Here is a 22,490-nt window from a genome sequence, read left to right as displayed (position 1 = left end):
CCCTATCCCCGTGATCCGCTGCGACAACCTTGCATGCCGGGTACACGGACCGACAGCTCTGGAGAAACTCGAGCATGAACCGCAAGACTTTGGTGCTGCCGGCCGTGGTCGGTCTGCTCGCGCCCGTACTCGCCGCCTGCGGCGGGGCCGACAGCGGGAGCGGCGGCGGCGACGCCATCGTCGTGGGCACCACCGACCGGTTCACCGCCACGAAGGCCGAGCCCGCACCGCTCGACCCCGCCTACGCCTACGACGTCGGCACCTGGAACATCCTGCGCCAGACCGTGCAGACCCTGATGATCGTGCCCAAGGGCGACGGCGACCCCGTCCCCGAGGCGGCGCAGTCCTGCGGATTCACCGACAGCGGCAACGAACGCTACGCCTGCAAGCTCCGTGACGGCCTGAAGTTCGCCAACGGCGACGCCATCACCGCCGCGGACGTCAAGTTCTCCATCGACCGCGCCCGCGCCATCAAGGCCGACACCGGTGTCTTCGCCCTGCTGTCCACCATCGACACCGTCGAGACGCAGGGTGACAACGAAGTCATCTTCCACCTCAAGACCGCCGACGCCACCTTCCCGTACAAGCTGTCGACCCCTGTCGCCGGCATCGTCAACCCCGACGACTACGAGAAGGACAAGCTCCGCGACGGCTTCGAGGTCGACGGCTCCGGCCCGTACACCCTGAAGGCCGAGACCGACGGCGACGCCATCACCAAGGCCGTGTTCACCAAGAACCCCACCTACAAGGGGACGCTGAAGGTGAACAGCGACGAGGTCGACATGGTCTCCTACGACGACGCCGACGCCATGGACACCGCCCTCGAAAAGGGCGACATCGACCTGATGACCCGCACCATGTCCCCGGAGCAGATCAAGAAGCTCTCCGAGGCCTCCGCCGACAGCGACATCGACATGGTCGAGCTCGCCGGCCTCGAGATCCGCTACCTGGCCTTCAACACGGACGCCCCCGTCGTGAAGACCAAGGCCGTGCGCCAGGCGATGGCCCAGGTCATCAACCGCAACGAGTTGGTCTCCCAGGTCTACGGCTCCCAGGCCGAAGCCCTCTACTCGCTCGTCCCGGCCTCCGTCACCGGACACTCCAACGCCTTCTTCAACAAGTACAGCGACCCGAGCGTCACCAAGGCCAAGGCCCTGCTCGCCGCCGCCGACATCACCACCCCGGTGAAGCTCACGCTGAACTACACGACCGACCACTACGGTCCGGCCACCAAGCAGGAGTTCGAGCTGCTGAAGAAGCAGCTCAACGACAGCGGCCTGTTCGACGTCACCATCAAGGGCACCGCCTGGGACACCTTCGCCCCCGCCGAGCGCAAGGGCAAGTACGCCGTCTACGGCATGGGCTGGTTCCCCGACTTCCCCGACGCGGACAACTTCCTCGCGCCGTTCCTGGACAAGGACAACACCCTCAACTCCCCGTACAGCAACAGCGACATCATCAACAACCTGATCCCGCAGTCCCGCCGGGAGGCCGACCGCGTCAGCGCCGGCAAGAGCCTCACCGAGATCCAGGACATCGTCGCCGACGACGTCCCGATCCTCCCGCTGTGGCAGGGCAAGCAGTACATCGCCGCCAACACCGACATCACCGGCACCGCGTACGTCCTCAACTCCTCCGCCACGCTCCAGCTGTGGGAACTCGGCCGAGGCGTGAGCAACTGAGGGAACCCTTCCGGTCGAGTGATACGTTCGTTCGCGGCCGGGGCCCGGGACGGTGCCCCGGTGTGACGGGACCAGACGACAAGGTATTTCGTGAATATCCGTAACCAGTGGCCGGTCCTGCCCATCGTGGCGGGACTGGCCTCCGGCATGTTGACCGGCTGCGGCACCCAGACCGGGGGCTCGGACGGCGACGGCTCCACCGTGGTGCTCGGGATGTCGGACGACGTCCTCGCCACGGACCCGGCCTCCGGCTACGACCCCGGATCCTGGATGCTGTTCAACAACGTCTTCCAGTCGTTGCTCAGCTTCCCCAAGGGCGGCACCGAACCCGAGCCCGACGCGGCGAAGGAATGCTCCTTCACGGACCGGCAGACCAAGGTCTACCGCTGCACCCTCAAGGACGGCCTGAAGTTCTCCAACGGTGACGACCTCACCTCCGAGGACGTCAAGTTCTCCTTCGACCGCATGCTGAAGATCAACGACGACAACGGCCCCGCCGTCATGTTCCCGATGCTCGACAAGGTCGCGACACCGGACGCCAAGACCGTCGTCTTCACCCTGAAGGTCCCCGACGCCACCTTCCCCAGCAAGCTCGCCTCCGGCGCCGGCTCCATCGTCGACCACAGGAAGTACGACGCCGACGGCCTGCGCAAGGACGGCGGCGCCGTCGGCTCCGGCCCCTACACCCTCGACTCCTTCGACGAGGACCAGGCCGTCTTCTCCGTCAACGAGAACTACCGCGGCACCGCGGGCGACCCTCAGAACAAGGGCGTCACCCTCAAGTTCTTCGGCGGCGACCAGAAGGCCCTCAAGAAGGCCCTCCTCGACGGCGACATCGACATCGCCTACCGCGGCCTCACCGCCGCCGACATCGCCGACATCGACGCCGGCACCGGCGAGGGCGCCGAGGTGGTCGAAGGCAGCAGCGCCGAGGTCCAGCACCTCGTCTTCAACACCGCCGACCCCGTCACCGGAAAACTCGGCGTCCGCCGGGCCATCGCCTACCTCATCGACCGCGAAGCCCTCATCAGGGACGTCTACGAAGGCACCGCCGACCCGCTCTACTCGATCATCCCGGCCGGCATAGCGGGCCACAACACCGCCTTCTTCGACCGCTACGGCGCCCGCCCCTCCCGGGCCAAGGCCGCCGCCGCACTCCAGGACGAGGGCATCACCGGGAAGGTGAAACTCACCCTCTGGTCCACCCCGTCCCGCTACGGCCCCGCCACCGACCAGGAACTCAAGACCGTCGCCGCCCAGCTCAACGCCAGCGGCCTCTTCGACGCCGACGTCAAGTCCGTCCCCTTCGACCAGTACGAGAAGGACATCGCCGACGGCAAGTACGGCGTCTACGTCAAGGGCTGGGTCCCCGACTTCCCCGACGCCGACAACTTCACCGCGCCCTTCTTCGGCGACGGCAACGTCCTCGCCAACAACTACACCAACAAGACCATCACCGGCACGCTCATCCCGCGCACCGCCGCCCAGAGCGACCGCACCGCCACCGACGCCGACTACTCCACCCTCCAGGACATCGTCGCCGAGGAACTCCCCGTCCTCCCGATCTGGCAGGCCAAGCAGTACGCCGTCGTCGGCGAGAACGTCTACGGCCTCGAGAACTGCCTCGACGCCTCCACCGTGTTCCGCTTCTGGGAACTCAGCAAGGGCTGACCCCCGGCAGACACGACGAAGGGCGCCCCCGCTCGGCAGGGGCGCCCTTCACGTCGTACCCTCGCGCCCTACTGCTGCGCGCCGGGCCGCACCAGACCGCTCTCGTACGCGTACACCGCGGCCTGCACCCGGTCGCGCAGCCCCAGCTTCGTCAGCACATGCCCCACATGCGTCTTCACCGTGGTCTCACTGACGAACAGATCGGCCGCGATCTCCGCGTTCGACAACCCCCGCGCCACCAGCTTCAGCACCTCCACCTCACGGTCCGTCAGCGTGTGCAGCGTGTCCGGCACCGGCTCGTCGCCCGACGGCAGATGCGTGGCGTACTTGTCCAGCAGCCGGCGCGTGATGCTCGGCGCCAGCATCGCCTCACCCGCCGCCACCACCCGGATCGCCTGCACCAGTTCATGGGCGGGCGCGTCCTTCAGCAGGAACCCACTGGCCCCCGCCCGCAACGCCTCCACCACGTACTCGTCGAGGTCGAACGTCGTCAGCACCAGCACCTTCGCCGGCCCGTCCCGCCCCGGTCCGGTGATCTGCCGGGTCGCCTCAACCCCGTCCATCCGCGGCATCCGGATGTCCATGAGCACCACATCGGGCTGCAACGCCCGCACCTGGTCCAGGGCCTGCAGACCGTCTCCGGCCTCACCGACGACCGCGAGGTCCTGCTCCGCCTCCAGGATCATCCGGAAGCCGGTACGCAGCAGCGGCTGGTCGTCGACCAGTAGGACGCGGATGGCCACGTGAGTCTCCTTCGCTAGTCCGGCCCCATTCTGCCCTGCTCGGTGTCACCGGACGCCGCCGCCCTCACCGGCAGCGGGTACGGCGGGGGAGTACCGCCGAACTCCGGACAGTGCGCCTGGTGATCGCACCAGCCGCACAGCTTCGTCGGCCGTGGCCGCCACTCACCCGTCTCGGTCGCCTCCCGGATCGCCTCCCACAGCGCCAGCAGCCGACGCTCCACCCGCTCCAGATCGGCGAGATCGGGATCGTAGGTCAGCACATCCCCGCTCCCGAGGTAGACCAGCTGGAGCCGCCTCGGCAGCACGTTCTTCAGCCGCCACACCACCAGCGCGTAGAACTTCATCTGGAACAACGCGCCGTCCGCGTACTCCGCGCGCGGCGCCTTGCCCGTCTTGTAGTCAACGATCCGCACCTCGCCGGTGGGCGCCACGTCGACCCGGTCGATGATCCCGCGCAGCCTGAGCCCCGACTCCAGCTCCGCCTCCACGAACAGCTCCCGCTCCGCGGGCTCCAGACGCGTCGGATCCTCCAGCGTGAACCAGCGCTCCACCAGCGCCTCCGCCTCGGCCAGCCAACCCGCCATCCGCACACCGTCCGGATCGTCGGCGAACAGCTCCACCACCTCCGGCCGCGTCTGACGCAACCGGTCCCACTGCCCCGGAATCAACGCCTTCGCCCGCGGCGCCGTCCGCTCCGCCGCCGGCGCGTCGAACAACCGCTCCAGCACCGCGTGCACCAGCGTGCCCTTGGTCGCCGCCGGACTCGGCTTCTCCGGCAACCGGTCAATCACCCGGAACCGGTACAACAACGGACACTGCATGAAGTCCCCGGCCCGAGAGGGCGACAGGGAGGCCGGCGCCACGGCGGGCCTGACCGGTACGGGTGCGGGCGCAGCTTCGGGCGAGGGCGAGGGCGAGGGCACGAGGCCCGATGCGCCCTGGCCCGAGAGGGCCGGGCCGGCAACAGCTTCGGGCCCGTCGGCCGCCGCGTCATTGCCGGACACCGTGGCCGGCGTGCCCGCATCGGACGCGCTGGCTCCCGGCGCCGGTTCGGGCCCGTCGGTCGCCGCGTCACTGTGGGACACCTCGGCTGGCGTGCCCGCTTCGGACGCGCCGACCCCCGCGACCGGTTCGGGCCCGTCGGTCGCGGTGCTTCTGCCGGACGTCCTGGCTGCCTCGCCCCCGCCGGACGCAAGCCCGGCCCCCGCCCCGGCCTCCGGCGCGGCCACCCCCGCCCCCACCTCCGGTCCGGCCTCGGCGCTCGCCTCCGCCCGGGCCGACTCCTCCGCGTCCCCGCCCTCGACGCCCGCCCCGCCGGCGCCCTCGCTGCTGCTGTCCATGCCTCAGACCATACGGCCCGCCACTGACAGTCACCCAGCCCCGGCCCGCCCACCCGGCGACGAGCGGGGAAACACGGGGGGTGCCGGGGCGGAACGCGTCACGACGGCCGCATACCATCGGTCACAGACCCTTCCGCCCGGCAGGAGCGGGAGACGCTTCGAACGAGGGGACATCGTGGTGGAAAGCGGCGGGAGCGGGCGGCCGCGGCCGGACAACGAAGAGTCGGCCGAGCACCCCGTCACACCAGCCCCCCAGGCCACCGCCCCGGAGCCCGAGGGCCCGGCCCCTTCCACGCCTCCCACGGAGCCCGCACCGGCCCCGTCCGAGGGGCAGAGGAGCGGAGCCGAGCCGCCCTCCGACGCGTCGGCGCCGGAAGCACAGCCTTCGAACGGGCGAGCGGAGGGGGAGCAACCCTCCGCCGAGCGGACGGGCGACGCGGAGTCGCCGGACACCCCGACCGCCGACGCCCCACCCGCCGCCGCTCCGACCACCGACGCACCCACCACCGACGCACCCACCACCGACGCCCCACTCACCGCCGCCCCCACCACCGACGCCCCACCCACCGCCGCCCCGCCCTCGGCCTCCGCGCCCACCGAGCCGCCCGCCGCGCCCGCGCCGCAGAGCCCCGACGCGGGAGGCGCCGGCCACGACGCACGCGCCGCCGCCCCCGGCGACGAGCCCGCCTCCCACGACGTACCCCCCACAACCCCCGCACCCCCGCACCCCACCCAGAACAGCGACCACGTCCGGGCCCACGCCCACGCGCACGCCCACGACTCCGGCGCCGCCCAGCCCCCCGCCCCCGTCGGCATCAAGGGCCCCCCGCCCCAGCGGCCCCCGGAGCAGCCCCGAGGCGGACTGCTCATGGGGCGGCCCTTCGGCGTGCCCGTCTACGTGGCGCCCAGCTGGTTCCTCGTCGCCGCCCTGATCACCTGGGTGTTCGGCGGACAGCTCGACCGCGTCCTGCCCGAACTCGGCGCCGCCCGCTACCTGGTCTCCCTCTTCTTCGCGGTCGCCTTCTACGCCTCCGTCCTCATCCACGAACTCGCCCACACCATCGCCGCCCTCCGCTTCAAACTCCCCGTCCGCCGCATCCAGCTCCAGTTCTTCGGCGGCGTCTCCGAGATCGAGAAGGAAGCCGAGACCCCCGGCCGCGAGTTCTGGCTCGCCTTCGTCGGCCCCCTGCTCTCCCTCGTCCTCGCCGGCGTCTTCTACGCCGCCATGCAGCCCGTCGAACCCGGCACCGTCCCCGGCGTCCTCCTCGCCGGCCTGATGATCTCCAACCTCATCGTGGCCGTCTTCAACCTCCTCCCCGGCCTCCCCCTCGACGGCGGCCGCATGCTCCGCGCCGTCGTCTGGAAGATCACCGGCAAACCCATGACCGGCACCATCGCCGCCGCCTGGGTCGGCCGCGCCCTCGCCGTCTCCGTCCTCATCGGCCTCCCCCTGCTCACCCAGTCCGGTGCCCTCGGCTCCAGCGCCGAGGACAGCGTCGGCATGGACACCGTCACCGACGCCCTGCTCGCCGCCATCCTCGCCGCGATCATCTGGACCGGCGCCGGCAACAGCCTGCGCATGGCCCGGCTCAGGGAACACCTCCCGGAACTGCGCGCCCGCACCCTCACCCGCCGCGCCGTACCCGTCGAGACCGACACCCCCCTCTCCGAGGCCCTGCGCCGCGCCAACGCCGCCGGCGCCCGCGCCCTCGTCGTCGTCGACGCCCACGGCGAACCCCTCTCCCTCGTGCGCGAGGCCGCCATCGTCGGCGTCCCCGAACACCGCCGCCCCTGGGTCGCCGTCAGCGGCCTCGCCCAGGACCTCACCGACGGCATGCGCGTCTCCGCCGAACTCGCGGGGGAGGACCTCCTGGACGTCCTGCGGGCGACCCCGGCCACCGAATACCTCGTCGTCGAGGAGACCGGCGAGATCTACGGCGTCCTGTCCGCCGCCGACGTCGAACGCGCCTTCGTCAAAGCCATGGCCCGCCCCTCCTAGAGCACCCTCCCACCCGTGGTCGGCGGCCCCGCCAAACGCCGGTAGGCTGTTCACATGTCCGAACCGACCGGTGCCGCCCGCAGGCGCGGGCCCTTCAAGGTCGGGGACCAGGTTCAGCTGACCGACCCCAAGGGCCGCCACTACACGTTCACGCTCGAGGACGGGAAGAACTTCCACACCCACAAGGGTTCCTTCCCGCACGACGAGCTGATCGGCGCTCCCGAGGGCAGCGTTGTCCGCACCACCGGTAACGTCGCCTACCTCGCGCTGCGCCCCCTGCTCCCCGACTACGTCCTGTCCATGCCCCGCGGGGCAGCCGTCGTCTACCCGAAGGACGCGGGGCAGATCCTCGCCTTCGCCGACATCTTCCCCGGCGCCCGCGTCGTCGAAGCCGGCGTCGGCTCCGGCTCGCTCAGCAGCTTCCTGCTGCGCGCCATCGGCGACCAGGGCATGCTGCACTCCTACGAGCGCCGCGAGGACTTCGCCGACATCGCCCGACAGAACGTCGAGCGCTACTTCGGCGGCCCCCACCCCGCCTGGCAGCTCACCGTCGGCGACCTGCAGGACAACCTGAGCGACACCGACGTCGACCGCGTCATCCTCGACATGCTCGCCCCCTGGGAGTGCCTCGAGGCCGTCTCCAAGGCCCTCGTCCCCGGCGGCATCCTCTGCTGCTACGTCGCCACCACCACCCAGCTCGCCCGGACCGTCGAGTCCATCCGCGAGATCGGCTGCTTCAACGAGCCGACCGCCTGGGAGACGATGATCCGCAACTGGCACATCGAGGGCCTCGCCGTCCGCCCCGACCACCGCATGATCGGCCACACCGGCTTCCTGCTCACCGCCCGCCGCCTCGCCGACGGCGTCGAGCCGCCCATGCGCCGCCGCCGCCCCGCCAAGGGCGCCTACGGCGAGGACTACGCCGGCCCCAACGCCGACGGAGGCAACGGCCGCTGACCCGGCCTTCGCACCACGGACAACGACAGGGCGCCGTGGCCGAGTTCCCGCAACCATCCGGGAACTCGGCCACGGCGCCCTCACCTTGACCCCGCACCATTGCCGTTCGGCATCCCGCACCCCGCCGTTCCGCCGCCCTGTGACGTGTGGCACGATGCTGGCCACCCCCCACCTCCACCGGCACAGCCACCCCAGGAGACGCTCCTAGTGCAGCAACCCGCCGTCCCGGAATTGGCACACACCCACACCCGGCCCATCCACTGGGTCGCCACCGCCACCGCGGTGGCCGGCGTCGTGGCCCTCTCCTCGATCCTCCAGCCCGGACCCGCGACGGCAGCCCAGGCCTCCCCGCCGCACAGCGGCACCACCCCCGCCCCCTCGGCCACCGCCCCCGCCACCACCGGCGTCGACTTCCCCCTCGACTGCGGCCCCACGGTCAAGCCGATCGTCATGCGGAAGGCCGACGGAGACCTCGACGGCGACGGCAGGCCCGAAACCGTCGCCGCCGTCCACTGCGACGCCCCCATGGGCACCCCGCCCGACGGTGTCTACGTCCTTGCCCAGGCCGCGGGCAGCACCCACGCGCGCGTGGTCGCCACCCTCGTCGACCCCAAGGACCGCACCAACGTCACCACCCTCACCGTCACCGACGGTGCCGTCCTCGCCACCCTCCTCGGCTACTCCTCGGCGGACGTGCCCAGTTGCTGCCCCGACCTCAAGGACAGCGTCAAGTGGCAATGGAAGGACGACAGGTTCATCCGCTCGACACCCGCCGGCGCCCACAGCGTCTGAATCAGGCCAGTACGCCCTGTGAGAAATCAGACAACCCTCACGGCCCGTACCTGAACGGTCACTCCGCGTCCGGGCCGTACACCTCGACCCTGTCCGAAACGCGACGTACATGAATGCACTCGCCCGGACACTCCCGCACCGAGTCCACCACGTCCGTCAACAGCGGCAACGGCACCGGCACCGTCGCCCCCTTGGCCTGCAGCAGCTCGTCCTGCGCACTCTTCACATACGCCAGCCCGTCGATGTCCAGCTCGAACACCTCCGGCGCGTACTGCGCGCAGATGCCGTCACCGGTACAGAGATCCTGGTCGATCCAGACCTCCAGCGTCTCCGCGCCGACACCGGCCTCCTGCTGCACGCTCATCTCTCCTGCCGTTTAGTGCCGAGCCGTACGGGAACGATGCAGGCTCTGACGGGTGTTGAACACTTCGACCCTACCCCCGCCCGCTTCCCAATCATGTTCGGTGGGTATTCCCCTGGCGTGAGGGAGAGCGCAAGGGTGAAGATCGGACACACCCCGACAGTCTTTGTGATCTAGGGGTTTCAATCGACACCCGCCCAGGTAGGGTCTGGAAGCGTCCAGCTCCCCTTGGAGGAGGTGAGGACCGTGGCAGCCCACGACGACGACATGAACCGCGGCATCCGCCCGGGACGAGGGTCCGACGACCCGTCCGGGCAGATTGCCTACCTTGAGCAGGAGATCGCCGTCCTGCGCCGCAAGCTCGCCGACTCTCCGCGACACACGAGGATTCTCGAAGAGCGGATCGTCGAGCTGCAGACCAACCTGGCCGGCGTGTCCGCACAGAACGAGCGACTCGCGAACACGCTCCGTGAGGCCCGCGACCAGATCGTGGCCCTCAAGGAAGAAGTCGACCGGCTCGCACAGCCCCCGGCCGGCTTCGGCGTCTTCCTCGTGGCGAACGAGGACGGCACGGCCGACATCTTCACCGGAGGCCGCAAACTCCGCGTGAACGTCAGCCCCAGCGTCGAGCTCGACGAGCTCCGACGCGGCCAGGAACTGATGCTCAACGAAGCGCTCAACGTGGTCGAGGCCATGGAATTCGAGCGGGTCGGGGACATCGTCACCCTCAAGGAGATCCTCGAGGACGGCGAGCGCGCCCTGGTCGTCGGGCACACCGACGAGGAACGGGTGGTCAGGCTCGCCGAGCCGCTGTTGGACGTCACCATCCGCCCCGGCGACGCCCTCCTGCTCGAACCCCGCTCCGGCTACGTCTACGAGATCGTCCCCAAGAGCGAGGTCGAGGAACTCGTCCTCGAAGAGGTCCCCGACATCGGGTACGAGCAGATCGGCGGCCTCGGCGGCCAGATCGAGGCCATCCGGGACGCCGTCGAGCTCCCGTACCTCTACCCCGACCTGTTCAAGGAGCACGAACTGCGCCCGCCCAAGGGTGTGCTCCTCTACGGGCCCCCCGGATGCGGCAAGACGCTCATCGCCAAGGCCGTCGCCAACTCGCTGGCCAAGAAGGTCGCCGAGGTGACCGGAGTGGCCGCCGGCAAGAGCTTCTTCCTCAACATCAAGGGCCCCGAGCTCCTGAACAAGTACGTCGGTGAGACCGAGCGCCAGATCCGCCTCGTCTTCCAGCGAGCCCGCGAGAAGGCCAGCGAGGGCACCCCTGTCATCGTCTTCTTCGACGAGATGGAATCCCTCTTCCGCACCCGCGGCTCCGGCGTCAGCTCGGACGTGGAGAACACCATCGTCCCCCAGCTCCTCGCCGAGATCGACGGCGTCGAGGGCCTGCAGAACGTGGTCGTCATCGGCGCCTCCAACCGCGAGGACATGATCGACCCCGCCATCCTGCGCCCCGGCCGCCTCGACGTGAAGATCAAGATCGAGCGCCCGGACGCCGAAGCGGCCAAGGACATCTTCGGCAAGTACCTCACCGAACGCCTTCCGCTGCACTCCGACGACGTCGGCGAACACGGAAACGACAAGACCACCACCGTCCAGAGCATGATCCAGACGGCAGTGGAACACATGTACGCCGAATCCGAGGAAAACCGCTTCCTGGAAGTCACCTACGCCAACGGCGACAAGGAAGTCCTCTACTTCAAGGACTTCAACTCCGGCGCCATGATCGAAAACATCGTGGGCCGCGCCAAGAAGATGGCGATCAAGGACTTCCTCGAAAAGAACCAGAAGGGCCTCCGCGTCTCCCACCTCCTCCAGGCCTGCGTGGACGAGTTCAAGGAGAACGAGGACCTGCCCAACACCACCAACCCCGACGACTGGGCCCGGATCTCCGGAAAGAAGGGCGAACGGATCGTCTACATCCGTACCCTCATCACCGGAAAGCAGGGCGCGGACACCGGACGCTCCATCGACACGGTGGCGAACACCGGACAGTACCTGTAAAAGAACAGGGCGGCTGCGGGTGCCCTCCACGGGTACCCGCAGCCGACTGCTTTTCAGGCCACGGCTGGAGCAAGGCAATGACGCAAATGATCTCCCCACCGGCACAGAGGCGTTCTAGGCTCTTTCCTACCGCCGGGTTGCGCAGTGCGGAGAGGACGGGCACCGCACCCGCACCGGAGCACCACCGGTATCTGAGCGGCGCCCACGACCGAGGGTGCCGCCGGGCAAGGAGGGCCGCATGACCGTACGGCGAGTAATGGGCATCGAGACGGAGTACGGCATCTCCGTCCCCGGCCACCCCAACGCCAATGCCATGCTCACCTCGTCCCAGATCGTCAACGCCTACGCCGCGGCGATGCACCGGGCCCGCCGGGCCCGCTGGGACTTCGAGGAGGAGAACCCGCTACGGGACGCCCGAGGCTTCGACCTCGCCCGCGAGGCCGCCGACGCCAGCCAGCTCACCGACGAGGACATCGGCCTCGCCAACGTGATCCTCACCAACGGCGCCCGCCTCTACGTCGACCACGCACACCCCGAATACAGCGCCCCCGAGGTCACCAACCCCCGCGACGCCGTCCTCTGGGACAAGGCCGGCGAACGGATCATGGCCGAGGCCGCCGAACGCGCGGCACAGCTCCCCGGCGCCCAGCCCATCCACCTCTACAAGAACAACACCGACAACAAGGGCGCCTCCTACGGCACGCACGAGAACTACCTGATGAAGCGGGAAACCGCCTTCTCCGACATCGTGCGCCACCTCACGCCCTTCTTCGTCTCCCGCCAGGTCGTCACCGGCGCCGGCCGCGTCGGCATCGGCCAGGACGGCCATGAACACGGCTTCCAGCTCAGCCAGCGCGCGGACTACTTCGAGGTCGAGGTAGGCCTGGAGACGACGCTGAAGCGCCCGATCATCAACACCCGCGACGAGCCCCACGCCGACGCCGAGAAGTACCGCCGCCTCCATGTGATCATCGGCGATGCGAACCTCTCCGAGATCTCGACCTACCTGAAGCTGGGCACGACGGCCCTGGTCCTCTCCATGATCGAGGACGGCTTCATCGCGGTCGACCTGGCCGTCGACCAGCCCGTACGCACCCTCCACCAGGTCTCCCACGACCCGACGCTGAAGAGGCTGGTCACCCTCCGCAGCGGCCGCACACTCACCGCGGTGCAGCTCCAGATGGAGTACTACGAGCTGTCGCGCAAATACGTGGAGGAGCGCTTCGGCGCCGACGCCGACGACCAGACCAAGGACGTCCTGGCCCGCTGGGAGGACACCCTCACCCGTCTGGAGAACGACCCGATGAGCCTCGCCGGCGAGCTGGACTGGGTCGCCAAGCGGGAGCTCATGGAGGGCTACCGCCGCCGTGACGGCCTCGACTGGGACGCGGCGAAGCTCCACCTCCTGGACCTCCAGTACGCCGATGTACGGGCCGAGAAGGGCCTCTACAACCGTCTCGCGGCCCGCGGGCGCATGAAGCGGCTCCTGGACGAGCCGGAGGTCGAGCGGGCCAAGGCCAAGCCTCCGGAGGACACGCGCGCGTACTTCCGCGGCCGCTGCCTCGAGCAGTACGCCGACGACGTCGCCGCCGCCTCCTGGGACTCGGTCATCTTCGACCTCCCGGGCCGCGACTCCCTCCAGCGCGTCCCAACCCTGGAACCGCTTCGCGGAACGCGAAATCACGTCAAGGAGCTCCTGGACCGCTGCCGCACGGCAGAAGACCTGGTCAAGGTCCTGTCGGGCGGCTGAGCGGGCTCGAGGAAGCTCTCCCGCGGCGGGGTGGAAACCCCGCCGCAAGGGAATCATCGAGGTGGGCCTCGTACGTTGGAACAACTACGGGGCCGATGTCGGACCCTCCTTGTAGGGTCTGATCATCACCGATCGGCAGGAAGCCGACCTGCCGAACATGTCGGGCGAACTGAGCGGGGTGAGGGTTATGGCGACCAAGGACACCGGCGGCGGCCAGCAGAAGGCGACGCGCTCCACGGAGGAGGTCGAGGAGCAGACGGAAGAGGCACAGGCTTCCGGCGACCTCAAGGAGCGCCACGAGAAGCTGAGCGACGACGTGGACTCCGTCCTCGATGAAATCGACGATGTCTTGGAGGAGAACGCAGAGGATTTCGTTCGAAGCTTCGTTCAGAAGGGTGGGCAGTAGGCGACTTTCTCCTTCGAATCGAAGGTGGCGGGGGATTCGAGGTTGGGGACCGAGGATGGCGTGAAGCGCTGCTCGCGGTGCAAGGAGCACAAGCCGCGAGCGGCGTTCGCGCAGAACAAGTCGATGCGTGACGGACTGCAGGCCTACTGCCGGGAGTGCGCATCTGCGTACCACCAGCAGCGGCAAGTCGCCAAGGGGCGCAATGTTCGTCCGCGAGTGGACGCGCCGCCAGGGCACAAGTACTGCCGCACCTGCGGCGAGATCAAACCGCACAGTGAGTGGACGCGGAATCGAACGGCTTCTGATGGTCTGGCGACGCTCTGCAAGTCGTGCAAGGCGGTGAAGGGGCGCCAGAGGCATCTGGAGCGAAACTACGGCCTCACCGAAGCCGAGCGTGACGCCATGGTCGCCTCGCAAATGGGGCTCTGCGTGATCTGCCTGAAAGCTCCCGCCGTACATGTGGATCATTGCCATCAGACGGGTAGGGTCCGTGGCGTACTGTGCTTCAACTGCAATTCGGCCATCGGCAAGTTGGGAGACGATCCCGACGCAGTTCGTCGGGCAGCCGCCTACCTGGAAGGAACTCCGTGGAAGCCAACACTCGTAGCACCGGGCGTCTACCAGCTGCCTTCCTGACGCCTGGGTCCTCGTCCTTCATGGACTTCCTGTCCGAGCACCAGCCCGAGATGCTCCCGGGCAACCGGCAGCTGCCGCCCACGCAGGGTGTGATCGAGGCGCCGCACGGGACGACCATCGTGGCCGTGACGTTCCCCGGGGGCGTGGTGCTCGCCGGTGACCGGCGGGCCACCATGGGCAACGTCATCGCCCAGCGGGACATCGAGAAGGTGTTCCCGGCCGACGAGTACTCCGCCGTCGGTATCGCCGGCACCGCCGGTCTGGCCGTGGAGATGGTGAAGCTGTTCCAGCTGGAGCTGGAGCACTTCGAGAAGGTCGAGGGGGCCCAGCTCTCCCTGGAGGGCAAGGCGAACCGGCTGTCGACCATGATCCGCTCCAACCTCGGCATGGCGATGCAGGGGCTGGCGGTCGTGCCGCTCTTCGCCGGCTTCGACGTGGACCGCGGCAAGGGCCGCATCTTCTCGTACGACGTCACCGGCGGCCGTTCCGAGGAGCACAACTACGCGTCCACGGGCTCCGGCTCGATCTTCGCGCGCGGCGCGATGAAGAAGCTGTTCCGTGACGACCTGAGCGAGGAGCAGGCCACGACCCTCGTGGTGCAGGCCCTCTACGACGCGGCCGACGACGACTCGGCGACCGGTGGTCCCGATGTCGCGCGCCGGATCTATCCGATCGTCACCGTGATCACCGAGGACGGCTTCCGCAGGCTCACCGACGACGAGTCCTCGGAGATCGCCCGTTCGATCCTCGAGCGCCGGCTGCAGCAGCCGGACGGCCCGCGGGCCGCCCTGCTGTAGCGCGGCCCGGTTCTTGTTGCAGGTGATCCAGTGACTTCGACAGAAAGGGACGGATAACCGGTGTCGACGCCGTTCTATGTCTCACCCCAGCAGGCGATGGCGGACCGCGCGGAGTACGCGCGCAAGGGCATCGCCCGTGGCCGCAGCCTGGTCGTGCTGCAGTTTGCCGACGGCATCGTGTTCGTCGGCGAGAACCCGTCCCGTGCGCTGCACAAGTTCAGCGAGATCTACGACCGGATCGGCTTCGCGGCCGCCGGCAAGTACAACGAGTACGAGAACCTGCGGATCGGCGGCGTGCGGTACGCCGATCTCCGTGGGTACACCTATGACCGCCACGACGTGACCGCGCGTGGTCTGGCGAACGTGTACGCCCAGACGCTGGGCACGATCTTCTCCTCGGCGGGCGAGAAGCCGTACGAGGTGGAGCTGGTGGTCGCGGAGGTCGGTGAGACCCCGGACGGTGACCAGATCTACCGGCTGCCGCACGACGGGTCGATCGTGGACGAGCACGGTTCGGTCGCGGTGGGCGGCAACGCCGAGCTGATCAGCAACTATCTCGACCAGCGCCATCAGGACGGGATGACGCTGGCGGAGGCGCTCAAGCTGGCCGTGCAGGCTCTGTCCCGTGAGTCGAACGGCACGCAGCGGGAGATTCCGGCGGAGCGGCTGGAGGTCGCGGTGCTGGACCGTACGCGTCCGCAGCAGCGGAAGTTCAAGCGCGTCGTGGGGCGTCAGCTGGCGCGGCTGCTGGAGGCGGACGGCGCGGCGACGGAGGCGGAGAGCTCCGAGGAGGAGGACTCCGGGGAGGAGTAGTCCGACCGCGGAGCCCTGCGCGCGCTCACCCTTTCTGTGCCCCGGCCGGGTCGACCGCCGGGGCACAGGGCGTTTCAGGAGGCGCCTGGTGGGGCTGTGGAGCCTCGTACGACGAGGTGGACGGGGATGTCCCCGGCGTCGGGTGTGCGGCCGTCCAGGACGGCGAGGAGGGTGTGCATGCCGCGTTCGCCGAAGAGCTCGGCGTCGAGGCGGACGGTGGTGAGCTCGGGGTCGAGGGCGGTGGCGAGGGCGAGGTCGTCGAGGCCGGTGACGGAGAGGTCGTCGGGGATGCGCAGGCCGAGGCGGCGGGCGGCTTTGTAGGCGCCGGCGGCGAGTTTGTCGTCGTCGCAGACGACGGCGGTGGGGCGGTGGGCGCCCGGAGCGCTGAGGGCGGCCTCGGTGGCGGCCAGGGCGCCCTCGATGGAAATCGGTGCCGGGGCGGTCCGCAGGGAGGTTCCTGGGGCGGCTGCGAGGCGTGTGGCGAGTTCGCGGGCGCGGACCTCGAAGGTCCAGGAGGGCACGTCGGCCGCGAGGTGCAGGAAGCGGCGGTGGCCGAGGCCGAGGAGGTGGTCGGTGACCTGGCGGATGCCGTCGGCGATGTCGAGGTTGACGGTGGCGGCGCCGAGGCTGCCGGCGGGGTCGCTGTCGAGCATGACGAGGGGGAGCTGGTCGCCGCGGATGGCGGTGAGGGCGTCGGCGGCCATGGAGGAGGCGATGACGCCGTCGAGGGCGGCCTGGGCGGAGGCGAAGGGGTCGCGGGCGGGGCCGACGCCTTCGGGGGAGGGGTAGAGGACGACGCCGAAGCCGTGGTCGGCGGCGACGCGGGCGGCTCCGGTGTAGACGCCGGCGAAGAATTCGGTGGTGAGGACGGGGACGACGAGGAGCACGGTGCGGGTGCGGCCGAGGCGGAGGTTGCGGGCGGCGAGGTTGGGCCGGTAGCCGAGGTCGCGTGCCGCCTGTCGTACGCGTTCGGCGGTGGCCTCGGCGACGCGGCCGCGCCATTTGTCGCCGAGGACCAGGGAGACGGCGGCCTGGGAGACCCCGGCGGCCTGGGCGACGTCACGGCTCGTGGGGCGGGTGTTGCGTTGTGCCACCGTCCGCGTGCTCCTTCGTCTGGACTCGTGAACAGCGCACATGGTACGTATGACGAACGACGTTATACGTAAAACCTCTGACGGGCGGGTGGGCGATGGCCACGGGGTACGGGGAGATCCTCAGGGCGCGGCACGCGGCCCGGCTGCTGGTCGGCACACTGGTCGGCCGGCTGCCGAACGCCACGTCCGCCATCGCGATCGTGCTGTTCGTGCGGGCCGAGGGGGGCACGTACGGCCTGGCGGGCGCGCTGGTCTCGGTGTACGGCGTCGCGAGCGCCGTGGGGCAGCCCGTGCTGGGCCGACTGGTGGATCTTCACGGGCAGCCGCGCGTCCAGCTGCCCGCCGCGCTGGTCTCGGCCCTGGCGATGGCCCTCTTCGCGTTCTCCGGTACGGATCCGCTGCCGCTCGCCCATGCCGCCATGGTGGTCGGCGGGCTCTTCACTCCGCCGCTGGAGGGCGGGCTGCGGGCCCTGTGGCCGTCGGTGCTGCGTCGGGAGGAGCAGGTGCCGGCGGCGTACGCGATGGACGCGGTGGCGCAGGAGGTGATGTTCACGGTCGGGCCGCTGCTGGTGACCTTGTGTGCCTCGCTGTGGTCGGAGCGGGCGGCGCTGCTCGTCATGAACGGCGTCGGGGTGCTCGGGGCGCTCTCGGTGGTCGTGTCGCCGCCCTCGCGCGCGTGGCGCTCCGCTCCGCGCGAGGCGCACTGGCTGGGGGCGCTGCGCTCGCCCGCCCTGCTGGTGCTGCTGGGCGCGCTGCTGTTCGTGGGCATCGCGATGGGGTCGATCACGGTGGCCGCGGTGCCGTACGCGGACGGTCACGGCGGTGACGCGGTGTACGGCTGGCTGATGGCGGCGCTGGGGCTGGGGGCGCTGGCCGGAGGCCTGGCGTACGGGGCGCGGGAGTGGGCGGGCGCGCCGGAGCGGCGACTGCGGGTGCTGGTGGCGTTTCTGGCGGTCTGTTACGTGCCGCTGATGCTGATGCCGGGCGCGGTGGCCATGGTGGCGCTGGCGACGTTGGCGGGGGTGTTCCTGGCGCCGGTGCTGGCCTGTGCGTTCGTCATCGTGGACCGGCATGCGCCGAGGGGCACGGTCACGGAGGCGTTCTCCTGGCTGGTGACCACCTTCACGGTGGGCGCGTCCGTCGGGACGGGTGTCGCGGGGCCGGTCGTGGAGGCCGGTGGCGCCGTTTGGGGGTTTGCGGTGCCGGGTGTCGCGGGCGGTGTGTCCTTGCTGGTTTTGCTGGTCACAGGGCGGGTACTGGTGGCACCGGCCGGAAGTGGGGTGGTTGCGGCTTCATCGGAAAATGATCCGAACCGTGCTGCCGAACCCCGTTTCAGTTCAGGTGATCGGGCGTAATGTTCAGTCATGGACCGCCGCATTTTCGGGCTGGAGAACGAGTACGGCGTCACGTGCACGTTCAGGGGACAGCGCCGCCTGTCGCCTGACGAGGTGGCGCGGTACCTCTTCCGCCGTGTCGTGTCATGGGGCCGTAGCAGCAATGTCTTTCTGCGGAACGGCGCCCGCCTGTATCTCGACGTGGGTTCGCATCCGGAATACGCCACACCGGAATGCGACAACGTGACCGAGTTGGTCACCCACGACAAGGCCGGCGAGCGCATTCTCGAAGGACTCCTGGTGGACGCGGAACGACGCCTGCACGAGGAGGGAATCGCGGGCGACGTCTACCTCTTCAAGAACAACACGGACTCGGCGGGCAACTCCTATGGTTGTCACGAGAACTATCTGGTGGCCCGGCACGGGGAGTTCTCCCGGCTCGCGGACATCCTCATTCCGTTCCTGGTGACCCGCCAGCTGCTGTGCGGCGCGGGCAAGGTGCTGCAGACGCCCCGTGGGGCGGTGTACTGCGTCAGCCAGCGGGCGGAGCACATCTGGGAGGGCGTCTCCTCGGCGACGACCCGTTCCCGGCCGATCATCAACACGCGCGACGAGCCGCACGCGGACGCGGAGCGTTACCGTCGGCTGCACGTCATCGTGGGCGACTCGAACATGTCCGAGACGACGATGCTGCTGAAGGTCGGCGCGACGGATCTGGTGCTGCGCATGATCGAGGCGGGCACGGTGATGCGGGATCTGACCCTGGAGAACCCGATCCGGGCGATCCGCGAGGTCAGCCATGACATCACGGGCCGGCGCAAGGTGCGGCTGGCGAGCGGGCGTGAGGCCTCGGCGCTGGAGGTGCAGCGCGAGTACTACGAGAAGGCGGTGGACTTCTGCGAGCGCCGCGGGATCCGTACGGGCACGGTCGAGCAGGTCCTGGAGCTGTGGGGCCGTACGCTGGACGCGATCGAGGCCGAGGACCTGGACCGGATCGGCACCGAGATCGACTGGGTGATGAAGTACAAGCTCATCGAGCGGTACCGGGCCAAGCACAACATGACGATGTCGCATCCGCGCGTGGCGCAGATAGACCTCGCCTACCACGACATCCACCGTCGTCGTGGTCTGTACTACCTGCTGGAGCGCAAGGGCCAAGCGACGCGGATCTGCAACGACTTGAAGATCTTCGAGGGCAAGTCGGTGCCGCCGCAGACCACTCGGGCGCGACTGCGCGGCGACTTCATCCGGCGGGCGCAGGAGCAGCGCCGGGACTTCACGGTGGACTGGGTGCATCTGAAGCTCAATGACCAGGCGCAGCGCACCGTCCTGTGCAAGGACCCGTTCCGTTCGGTGGACGATCGGGTGGAGAAGCTGATCGCCGGCATGTGAGCGCCGGAACGCAACACGGGCGCCGTACGTTTCCCGTACGGCGCCCTTCTCACGCCGTAGAGTTGCGCGCACGCCCTTCACAAGATCGACCGATTACGAGGCCTTCATCGTGCGCCGACGCTCCCTTCTCCTTGCCGCCGTTCCCGCAGGGCTGGTCACGCTCTCCGCCTGCGGGGACGACAAGTCCGACTCGAGCAAGGCGAGCGCGGACGCGTCGCCCTCGGCCTCCGAGGCGTCGGCGGCGCCCGCGCCGAAGATCGTGGACGGTCCGCTGCCGGCCATCACGGCGGGGACGAAGTTCGGTGAGAAGCCGACGGTGGCCAAGGGCAGCGGTGATCCGTCGGACCAGCTGGCGGTGAAGATGGTGATCGCGGGCGGTGGCAAGACCGTCGCGGAGAAGGATTTCATCTGGGCCAACTACCTGGGGCAGATCTGGGCCACCGGGAAGGTCTTCGACAACTCCTACGACCGTAAGACGCCGCTGTTCATCCAGCTTGCCGAGGGCAGCATCATCGACGGCTGGCGCTATGCCCTGACCGGCAAGAAGGTGGGCAGCCGGGTGGAGTTCTCGGTGCCCCCGACCTGGGGTTACGGCAAGGAGGGCCAGTCGCAGGCCGGGATCAAGGGCACCGACACGCTGGTGTTCGTGGTGGACCTGGAGGGCACCTTCAACGCCAAGAGCTCCGCCAAGGGCACGGACGTCCCGCAGGACGACGCGAAGCTGCCGAAGGTCGGCACGAACACCGACGGCAAGGCGCCCTCGGTCGACATCCCCAAGGTGGACCCGCCGACGAAGCTGGTGGCGACCTATGTGATCGAGGGCGACGGCGAGGAGGTCGCGGCCGACAGCACGGTGGTCGTGCAGTACCAGGGCTTCGTCTGGGACACGAGCAAGGAGTTCGACTCGTCGTACGCCCGCAGCGCGCCCACGTCGTTCTCGCTGCAGCAGGTCGTCAAGGGGTGGGCGCAGGGGCTGGCCGGCAAGAAGGTGGGCAGCCGGGTCCTGATCGTGATTCCGCCGTCGCTGGGCTACGGGGACAACCCGCCGAGTGGCAGCGGTATCGAGAAGGACTCCACGATGGTGTTCGTGGTCGACCTCCTCGCGGCGTCCTGACGCCGTCCGGGATGAAAGACTGTGCGTGTTGCCTTTCCGTAGACAAGCAGTAGACAAGCAGGAGCAGTGACGTGAGCAACGAGAAGCCCGAGATCGACTTCCCCGAAGGCGCGCCCCCGGCGGACCTCGAGATCAAGGACATCTGGGAGGGCGACGGCGAGGTTGCGCAGGCCGGTCAGACCGTCACCGTCCACTACGTGGGTGTCTCCTTCAGCACCGGTGAGGAGTTCGACGCGAGCTGGAACCGTGGCGCGCCGTTCCGCTTCCCGCTGGGTGGCGGCCGTGTCATCAAGGGCTGGGACCAGGGTGTGCAGGGCATGAAGGTCGGCGGCCGCCGCCGGCTGACCATCCCGCCGCACCTGGCCTACGGCGACCAGAGCCCCACCCCGGCGATCAAGCCCGGTGAGACGCTGATCTTCGTCGTGGACCTGATCGCCGTCTGACGGTCGGGCGACAGTCGTCCGAGAGTCGTTCACGACTCGTCCGATCGGCCGTGACCGGCCGTGACCAGCCGGGGTCCATGCCTGCGCGGGCATGGACCCTCGGCTTTTGCCGGGGGACCGCGGGGCGGTACGGTCGTCGATCGTAAGCACCATAGGGGAGGCGAAGGGCGTCGATGGCCATTGCCAAGGCCGAGCGGCTGATGAACCTCGCGCTGTGCCTGCTGGGGACGCGCAGGCCGTTGAGCAAGCGTGAGCTGCGCGACTCGATCGAGGCTTACGTCGAGGCCTCCGATTCCGGTGCCGCTAGCGACGACTCCTTCAACCGCATGTTCGAGCGGGACAAGGACGATCTGCGCGAGCTGGGCCTGGTCATCGAGACGGTGGAGAGCCTGGACGGCGAGATCGGCTATCTGGCGCGCCGGGACAGCAACCGGCTGCCGCCGATCACGCTGGACGCCGAGGAGGCCGCCGCTCTCGGGCTGGCCGCGAAGGTGTGGCAGCAGGCCCGGCTCGCGGGAGCGGCCAGTGGCGCCCTGCAGAAGCTGCGCGCGGCCGGGCTGCCCGAGGACGTCGACCCGTACGAGGCGCACGGCGCGCTGGAGCCCAGGATCCCCGTGCACGAGGCGGCGTTCGAGCCGCTGATGCTGGCCTGCCGGGACCGCCGGCCGGTGGTGTTCGACTACCGCAAGGCCACCGCCGCCCGTCCCGAGCCCCGCCATGTGGAGCCGTGGGCGCTGGAGTGCTGGCGCGGTCACTGGTATCTGGCGGGTTTCGACCGGGACCGGGGTGCCGAGCGGGTGTTCCGGCTGTCGCGGATCACCGGCAAGGTCCGCTCGCGCGGGGCGAGTTTCACCGCGCCGGTCCCCGATGTCGTCACCGTCCGGGAGACCGTGGCGAGCTGGGCGGGGGAGACCGCGGACCGTAGCGCGCTGATCCGGCTGCGCACCGGTGCCGGGTACCCCTTGCGGGCGAAGGCCACGGCCGTCCGGGAACTCGGGGACGGGTGGGACGAGTTGGAGATTCCGTACGGGCACGGGCTGGACGCCTGGCTGGTGGAGTTCGGGCCGGACGTGGTCGTCCTGGAGCCTGCGGAGCTGCGGGCGGACGTCGTGGACCGGCTGCGGGCCGTGGCCAAGGGCTGAGGGGGAGCGGA

At 69.4% G+C, this 22,490-nt stretch carries 20 protein-coding genes; 16 read left to right on the top strand and 4 right to left on the bottom strand.

The features are described 5' to 3' along the window. Positions 1 to 74 precede the first annotated feature (74 nt). Both ABZ464_RS12615 and ABZ464_RS12610 read left to right on the top strand, forming a co-directional pair. Positions 75 to 1,682 carry an ABC transporter substrate-binding protein gene (locus ABZ464_RS12615; protein ID WP_359274905.1) on the top strand — a complete coding sequence of 536 codons (1,608 nt, stop codon included), beginning with the start codon at positions 75 to 77 and terminating at the stop codon, positions 1,680 to 1,682. Between the two features lie 90 nt (positions 1,683 to 1,772). Continuing rightward, positions 1,773 to 3,353 carry an ABC transporter substrate-binding protein gene (locus ABZ464_RS12610; protein ID WP_359274903.1) on the top strand — a complete coding sequence of 527 codons (1,581 nt, stop codon included), beginning with the start codon at positions 1,773 to 1,775 and terminating at the stop codon, positions 3,351 to 3,353. A gap of 68 nt (positions 3,354 to 3,421) precedes the next feature. Here the strand turns inward: ABZ464_RS12610 and ABZ464_RS12605 are convergent, their stop codons facing one another. Both ABZ464_RS12605 and ABZ464_RS12600 read right to left on the bottom strand, forming a co-directional pair. Further along, positions 3,422 to 4,096 (bottom strand): response regulator transcription factor, encoded by a 675-nt coding sequence (locus ABZ464_RS12605; protein WP_359274901.1) that lies wholly within the window; start codon positions 4,094 to 4,096, stop codon positions 3,422 to 3,424. Positions 4,097 to 4,110: 14 nt separating this feature from the next. Next, positions 4,111 to 5,019 (bottom strand): RecB family exonuclease, encoded by a 909-nt coding sequence (locus tag ABZ464_RS12600; protein ID WP_359275031.1) that lies wholly within the window; start codon positions 5,017 to 5,019, stop codon positions 4,111 to 4,113. 592 nt (positions 5,020 to 5,611) lie between these two features. Here ABZ464_RS12600 and ABZ464_RS12595 point away from each other — a divergent pair. The 3 genes from ABZ464_RS12595 to ABZ464_RS12585 all read left to right on the top strand — a co-directional run bounded on the left by ABZ464_RS12595 (position 5,612) and on the right by ABZ464_RS12585 (position 9,184). After that, complete coding sequence (locus ABZ464_RS12595) at positions 5,612 to 7,435, top strand: site-2 protease family protein (RefSeq protein WP_359274897.1); 1,824 nt, start codon at positions 5,612 to 5,614, stop codon at positions 7,433 to 7,435. A gap of 54 nt (positions 7,436 to 7,489) precedes the next feature. Next, positions 7,490 to 8,392, top strand: coding sequence for a tRNA (adenine-N1)-methyltransferase (locus ABZ464_RS12590; protein ID WP_340382011.1), 903 nt, complete (start codon positions 7,490 to 7,492; stop codon positions 8,390 to 8,392). 207 nt (positions 8,393 to 8,599) lie between these two features. Further along, complete coding sequence (locus ABZ464_RS12585) at positions 8,600 to 9,184, top strand: hypothetical protein (protein WP_359274895.1); 585 nt, start codon at positions 8,600 to 8,602, stop codon at positions 9,182 to 9,184. A 58-nt stretch (positions 9,185 to 9,242) separates the two neighbouring features. On the opposite strand, the gene ABZ464_RS12580 is transcribed toward ABZ464_RS12585, so the two are convergent. Further along, a complete protein-coding gene (locus ABZ464_RS12580; protein ID WP_359274892.1) occupies positions 9,243 to 9,548 on the bottom strand; it encodes a ferredoxin in 306 nt (101 codons plus the stop codon). A gap of 243 nt (positions 9,549 to 9,791) precedes the next feature. Here ABZ464_RS12580 and arc point away from each other — a divergent pair, with 243 nt between their 5' ends. The 6 genes from arc to prcA all read left to right on the top strand — a co-directional run bounded on the left by arc (position 9,792) and on the right by prcA (position 15,960). Next, a complete protein-coding gene (arc, locus tag ABZ464_RS12575) occupies positions 9,792 to 11,558 on the top strand; it encodes a proteasome ATPase (protein ID WP_359274890.1) in 1,767 nt (588 codons plus the stop codon). Positions 11,559 to 11,796: 238 nt separating this feature from the next. Continuing rightward, positions 11,797 to 13,308: a depupylase/deamidase Dop gene (gene dop / locus ABZ464_RS12570; RefSeq protein ID WP_359274887.1), complete on the top strand. Its 1,512-nt coding sequence runs from the start codon at positions 11,797 to 11,799 to the stop codon at positions 13,306 to 13,308. Positions 13,309 to 13,495: 187 nt separating this feature from the next. Next, positions 13,496 to 13,714, top strand: a complete 219-nt coding sequence (locus ABZ464_RS12565; protein ID WP_358995145.1) for a ubiquitin-like protein Pup — start codon at positions 13,496 to 13,498, stop codon at positions 13,712 to 13,714. A gap of 42 nt (positions 13,715 to 13,756) precedes the next feature. Next, the gene (locus ABZ464_RS12560; RefSeq protein WP_359274884.1) at positions 13,757 to 14,350 is read left to right on the top strand and encodes an endonuclease VII domain-containing protein; all 594 of its coding nucleotides are present in this window, start codon (positions 13,757 to 13,759) and stop codon (positions 14,348 to 14,350) included. Beyond that, positions 14,302 to 15,147, top strand: coding sequence for a proteasome subunit beta (gene prcB / locus ABZ464_RS12555; protein WP_359274882.1), 846 nt, complete (start codon positions 14,302 to 14,304; stop codon positions 15,145 to 15,147). Before ABZ464_RS12560 ends, prcB begins: the two co-directional genes overlap by 49 nt. 60 nt (positions 15,148 to 15,207) lie before the next feature. Then, entirely contained in the window at positions 15,208 to 15,960 is a 753-nt protein-coding gene (gene prcA / locus ABZ464_RS12550) for a proteasome subunit alpha (RefSeq protein WP_359274879.1), read from the top strand. A 74-nt stretch (positions 15,961 to 16,034) separates the two neighbouring features. Here the strand turns inward: prcA and ABZ464_RS12545 are convergent, their stop codons facing one another. After that, positions 16,035 to 17,054 (bottom strand): LacI family DNA-binding transcriptional regulator, encoded by a 1,020-nt coding sequence (locus ABZ464_RS12545; RefSeq protein ID WP_359274877.1) that lies wholly within the window; start codon positions 17,052 to 17,054, stop codon positions 16,035 to 16,037. A 95-nt stretch (positions 17,055 to 17,149) separates the two neighbouring features. On the opposite strand from ABZ464_RS12545, the gene ABZ464_RS12540 reads away from it, so the two are divergent. The 5 genes from ABZ464_RS12540 to ABZ464_RS12520 all read left to right on the top strand — a co-directional run bounded on the left by ABZ464_RS12540 (position 17,150) and on the right by ABZ464_RS12520 (position 22,479). Further along, complete coding sequence (locus tag ABZ464_RS12540; protein ID WP_359274874.1) at positions 17,150 to 18,409, top strand: MFS transporter; 1,260 nt, start codon at positions 17,150 to 17,152, stop codon at positions 18,407 to 18,409. A gap of 9 nt (positions 18,410 to 18,418) precedes the next feature. Then, positions 18,419 to 19,780, top strand: a complete 1,362-nt coding sequence (gene pafA / locus ABZ464_RS12535) for a Pup--protein ligase (protein WP_340382033.1) — start codon at positions 18,419 to 18,421, stop codon at positions 19,778 to 19,780. A 109-nt stretch (positions 19,781 to 19,889) separates the two neighbouring features. Continuing rightward, entirely contained in the window at positions 19,890 to 20,894 is a 1,005-nt protein-coding gene (locus tag ABZ464_RS12530; protein WP_359274871.1) for an FKBP-type peptidyl-prolyl cis-trans isomerase, read from the top strand. A gap of 71 nt (positions 20,895 to 20,965) precedes the next feature. Beyond that, complete coding sequence (locus ABZ464_RS12525) at positions 20,966 to 21,337, top strand: FKBP-type peptidyl-prolyl cis-trans isomerase (protein WP_359274868.1); 372 nt, start codon at positions 20,966 to 20,968, stop codon at positions 21,335 to 21,337. Positions 21,338 to 21,510: 173 nt separating this feature from the next. Then, positions 21,511 to 22,479 carry a WYL domain-containing protein gene (locus ABZ464_RS12520; protein ID WP_359274866.1) on the top strand — a complete coding sequence of 323 codons (969 nt, stop codon included), beginning with the start codon at positions 21,511 to 21,513 and terminating at the stop codon, positions 22,477 to 22,479. The last annotated feature ends 11 nt before the right edge of the window (positions 22,480 to 22,490 follow it).

It is taken from the genome of Streptomyces sp. NPDC005820 (assembly GCF_040630255.1).
Classification (GTDB): Bacteria; Actinomycetota; Actinomycetes; order Streptomycetales; family Streptomycetaceae; genus Streptomyces.
This window is presented reverse-complemented; position numbering and strand designations above follow the sequence as displayed.

Excerpts from the sequence above, each read along its gene's own strand:
- pafA (WP_340382033.1), top strand. The coding sequence starts at position 18,419 with ATGGACCGCCGCATTTTCGGGCTGGAGAACGAGTACGGCGTCACGTGC.
- ABZ464_RS12615 (WP_359274905.1), top strand. The coding sequence starts at position 75 with ATGAACCGCAAGACTTTGGTGCTGCCGGCCGTGGTCGGTCTGCTCGCG.
- dop (WP_359274887.1), top strand. The coding sequence starts at position 11,797 with ATGACCGTACGGCGAGTAATGGGCATCGAGACGGAGTACGGCATCTCC.
- ABZ464_RS12565 (WP_358995145.1), top strand. The coding sequence starts at position 13,496 with ATGGCGACCAAGGACACCGGCGGCGGCCAGCAGAAGGCGACGCGCTCC.
- ABZ464_RS12540 (WP_359274874.1), top strand. The coding sequence starts at position 17,150 with ATGGCCACGGGGTACGGGGAGATCCTCAGGGCGCGGCACGCGGCCCGG.
- ABZ464_RS12590 (WP_340382011.1), top strand. The coding sequence starts at position 7,490 with ATGTCCGAACCGACCGGTGCCGCCCGCAGGCGCGGGCCCTTCAAGGTC.
- ABZ464_RS12580 (WP_359274892.1), bottom strand. The coding sequence starts at position 9,548 with ATGAGCGTGCAGCAGGAGGCCGGTGTCGGCGCGGAGACGCTGGAGGTC.
- ABZ464_RS12520 (WP_359274866.1), top strand. The coding sequence starts at position 21,511 with ATGGCCATTGCCAAGGCCGAGCGGCTGATGAACCTCGCGCTGTGCCTG.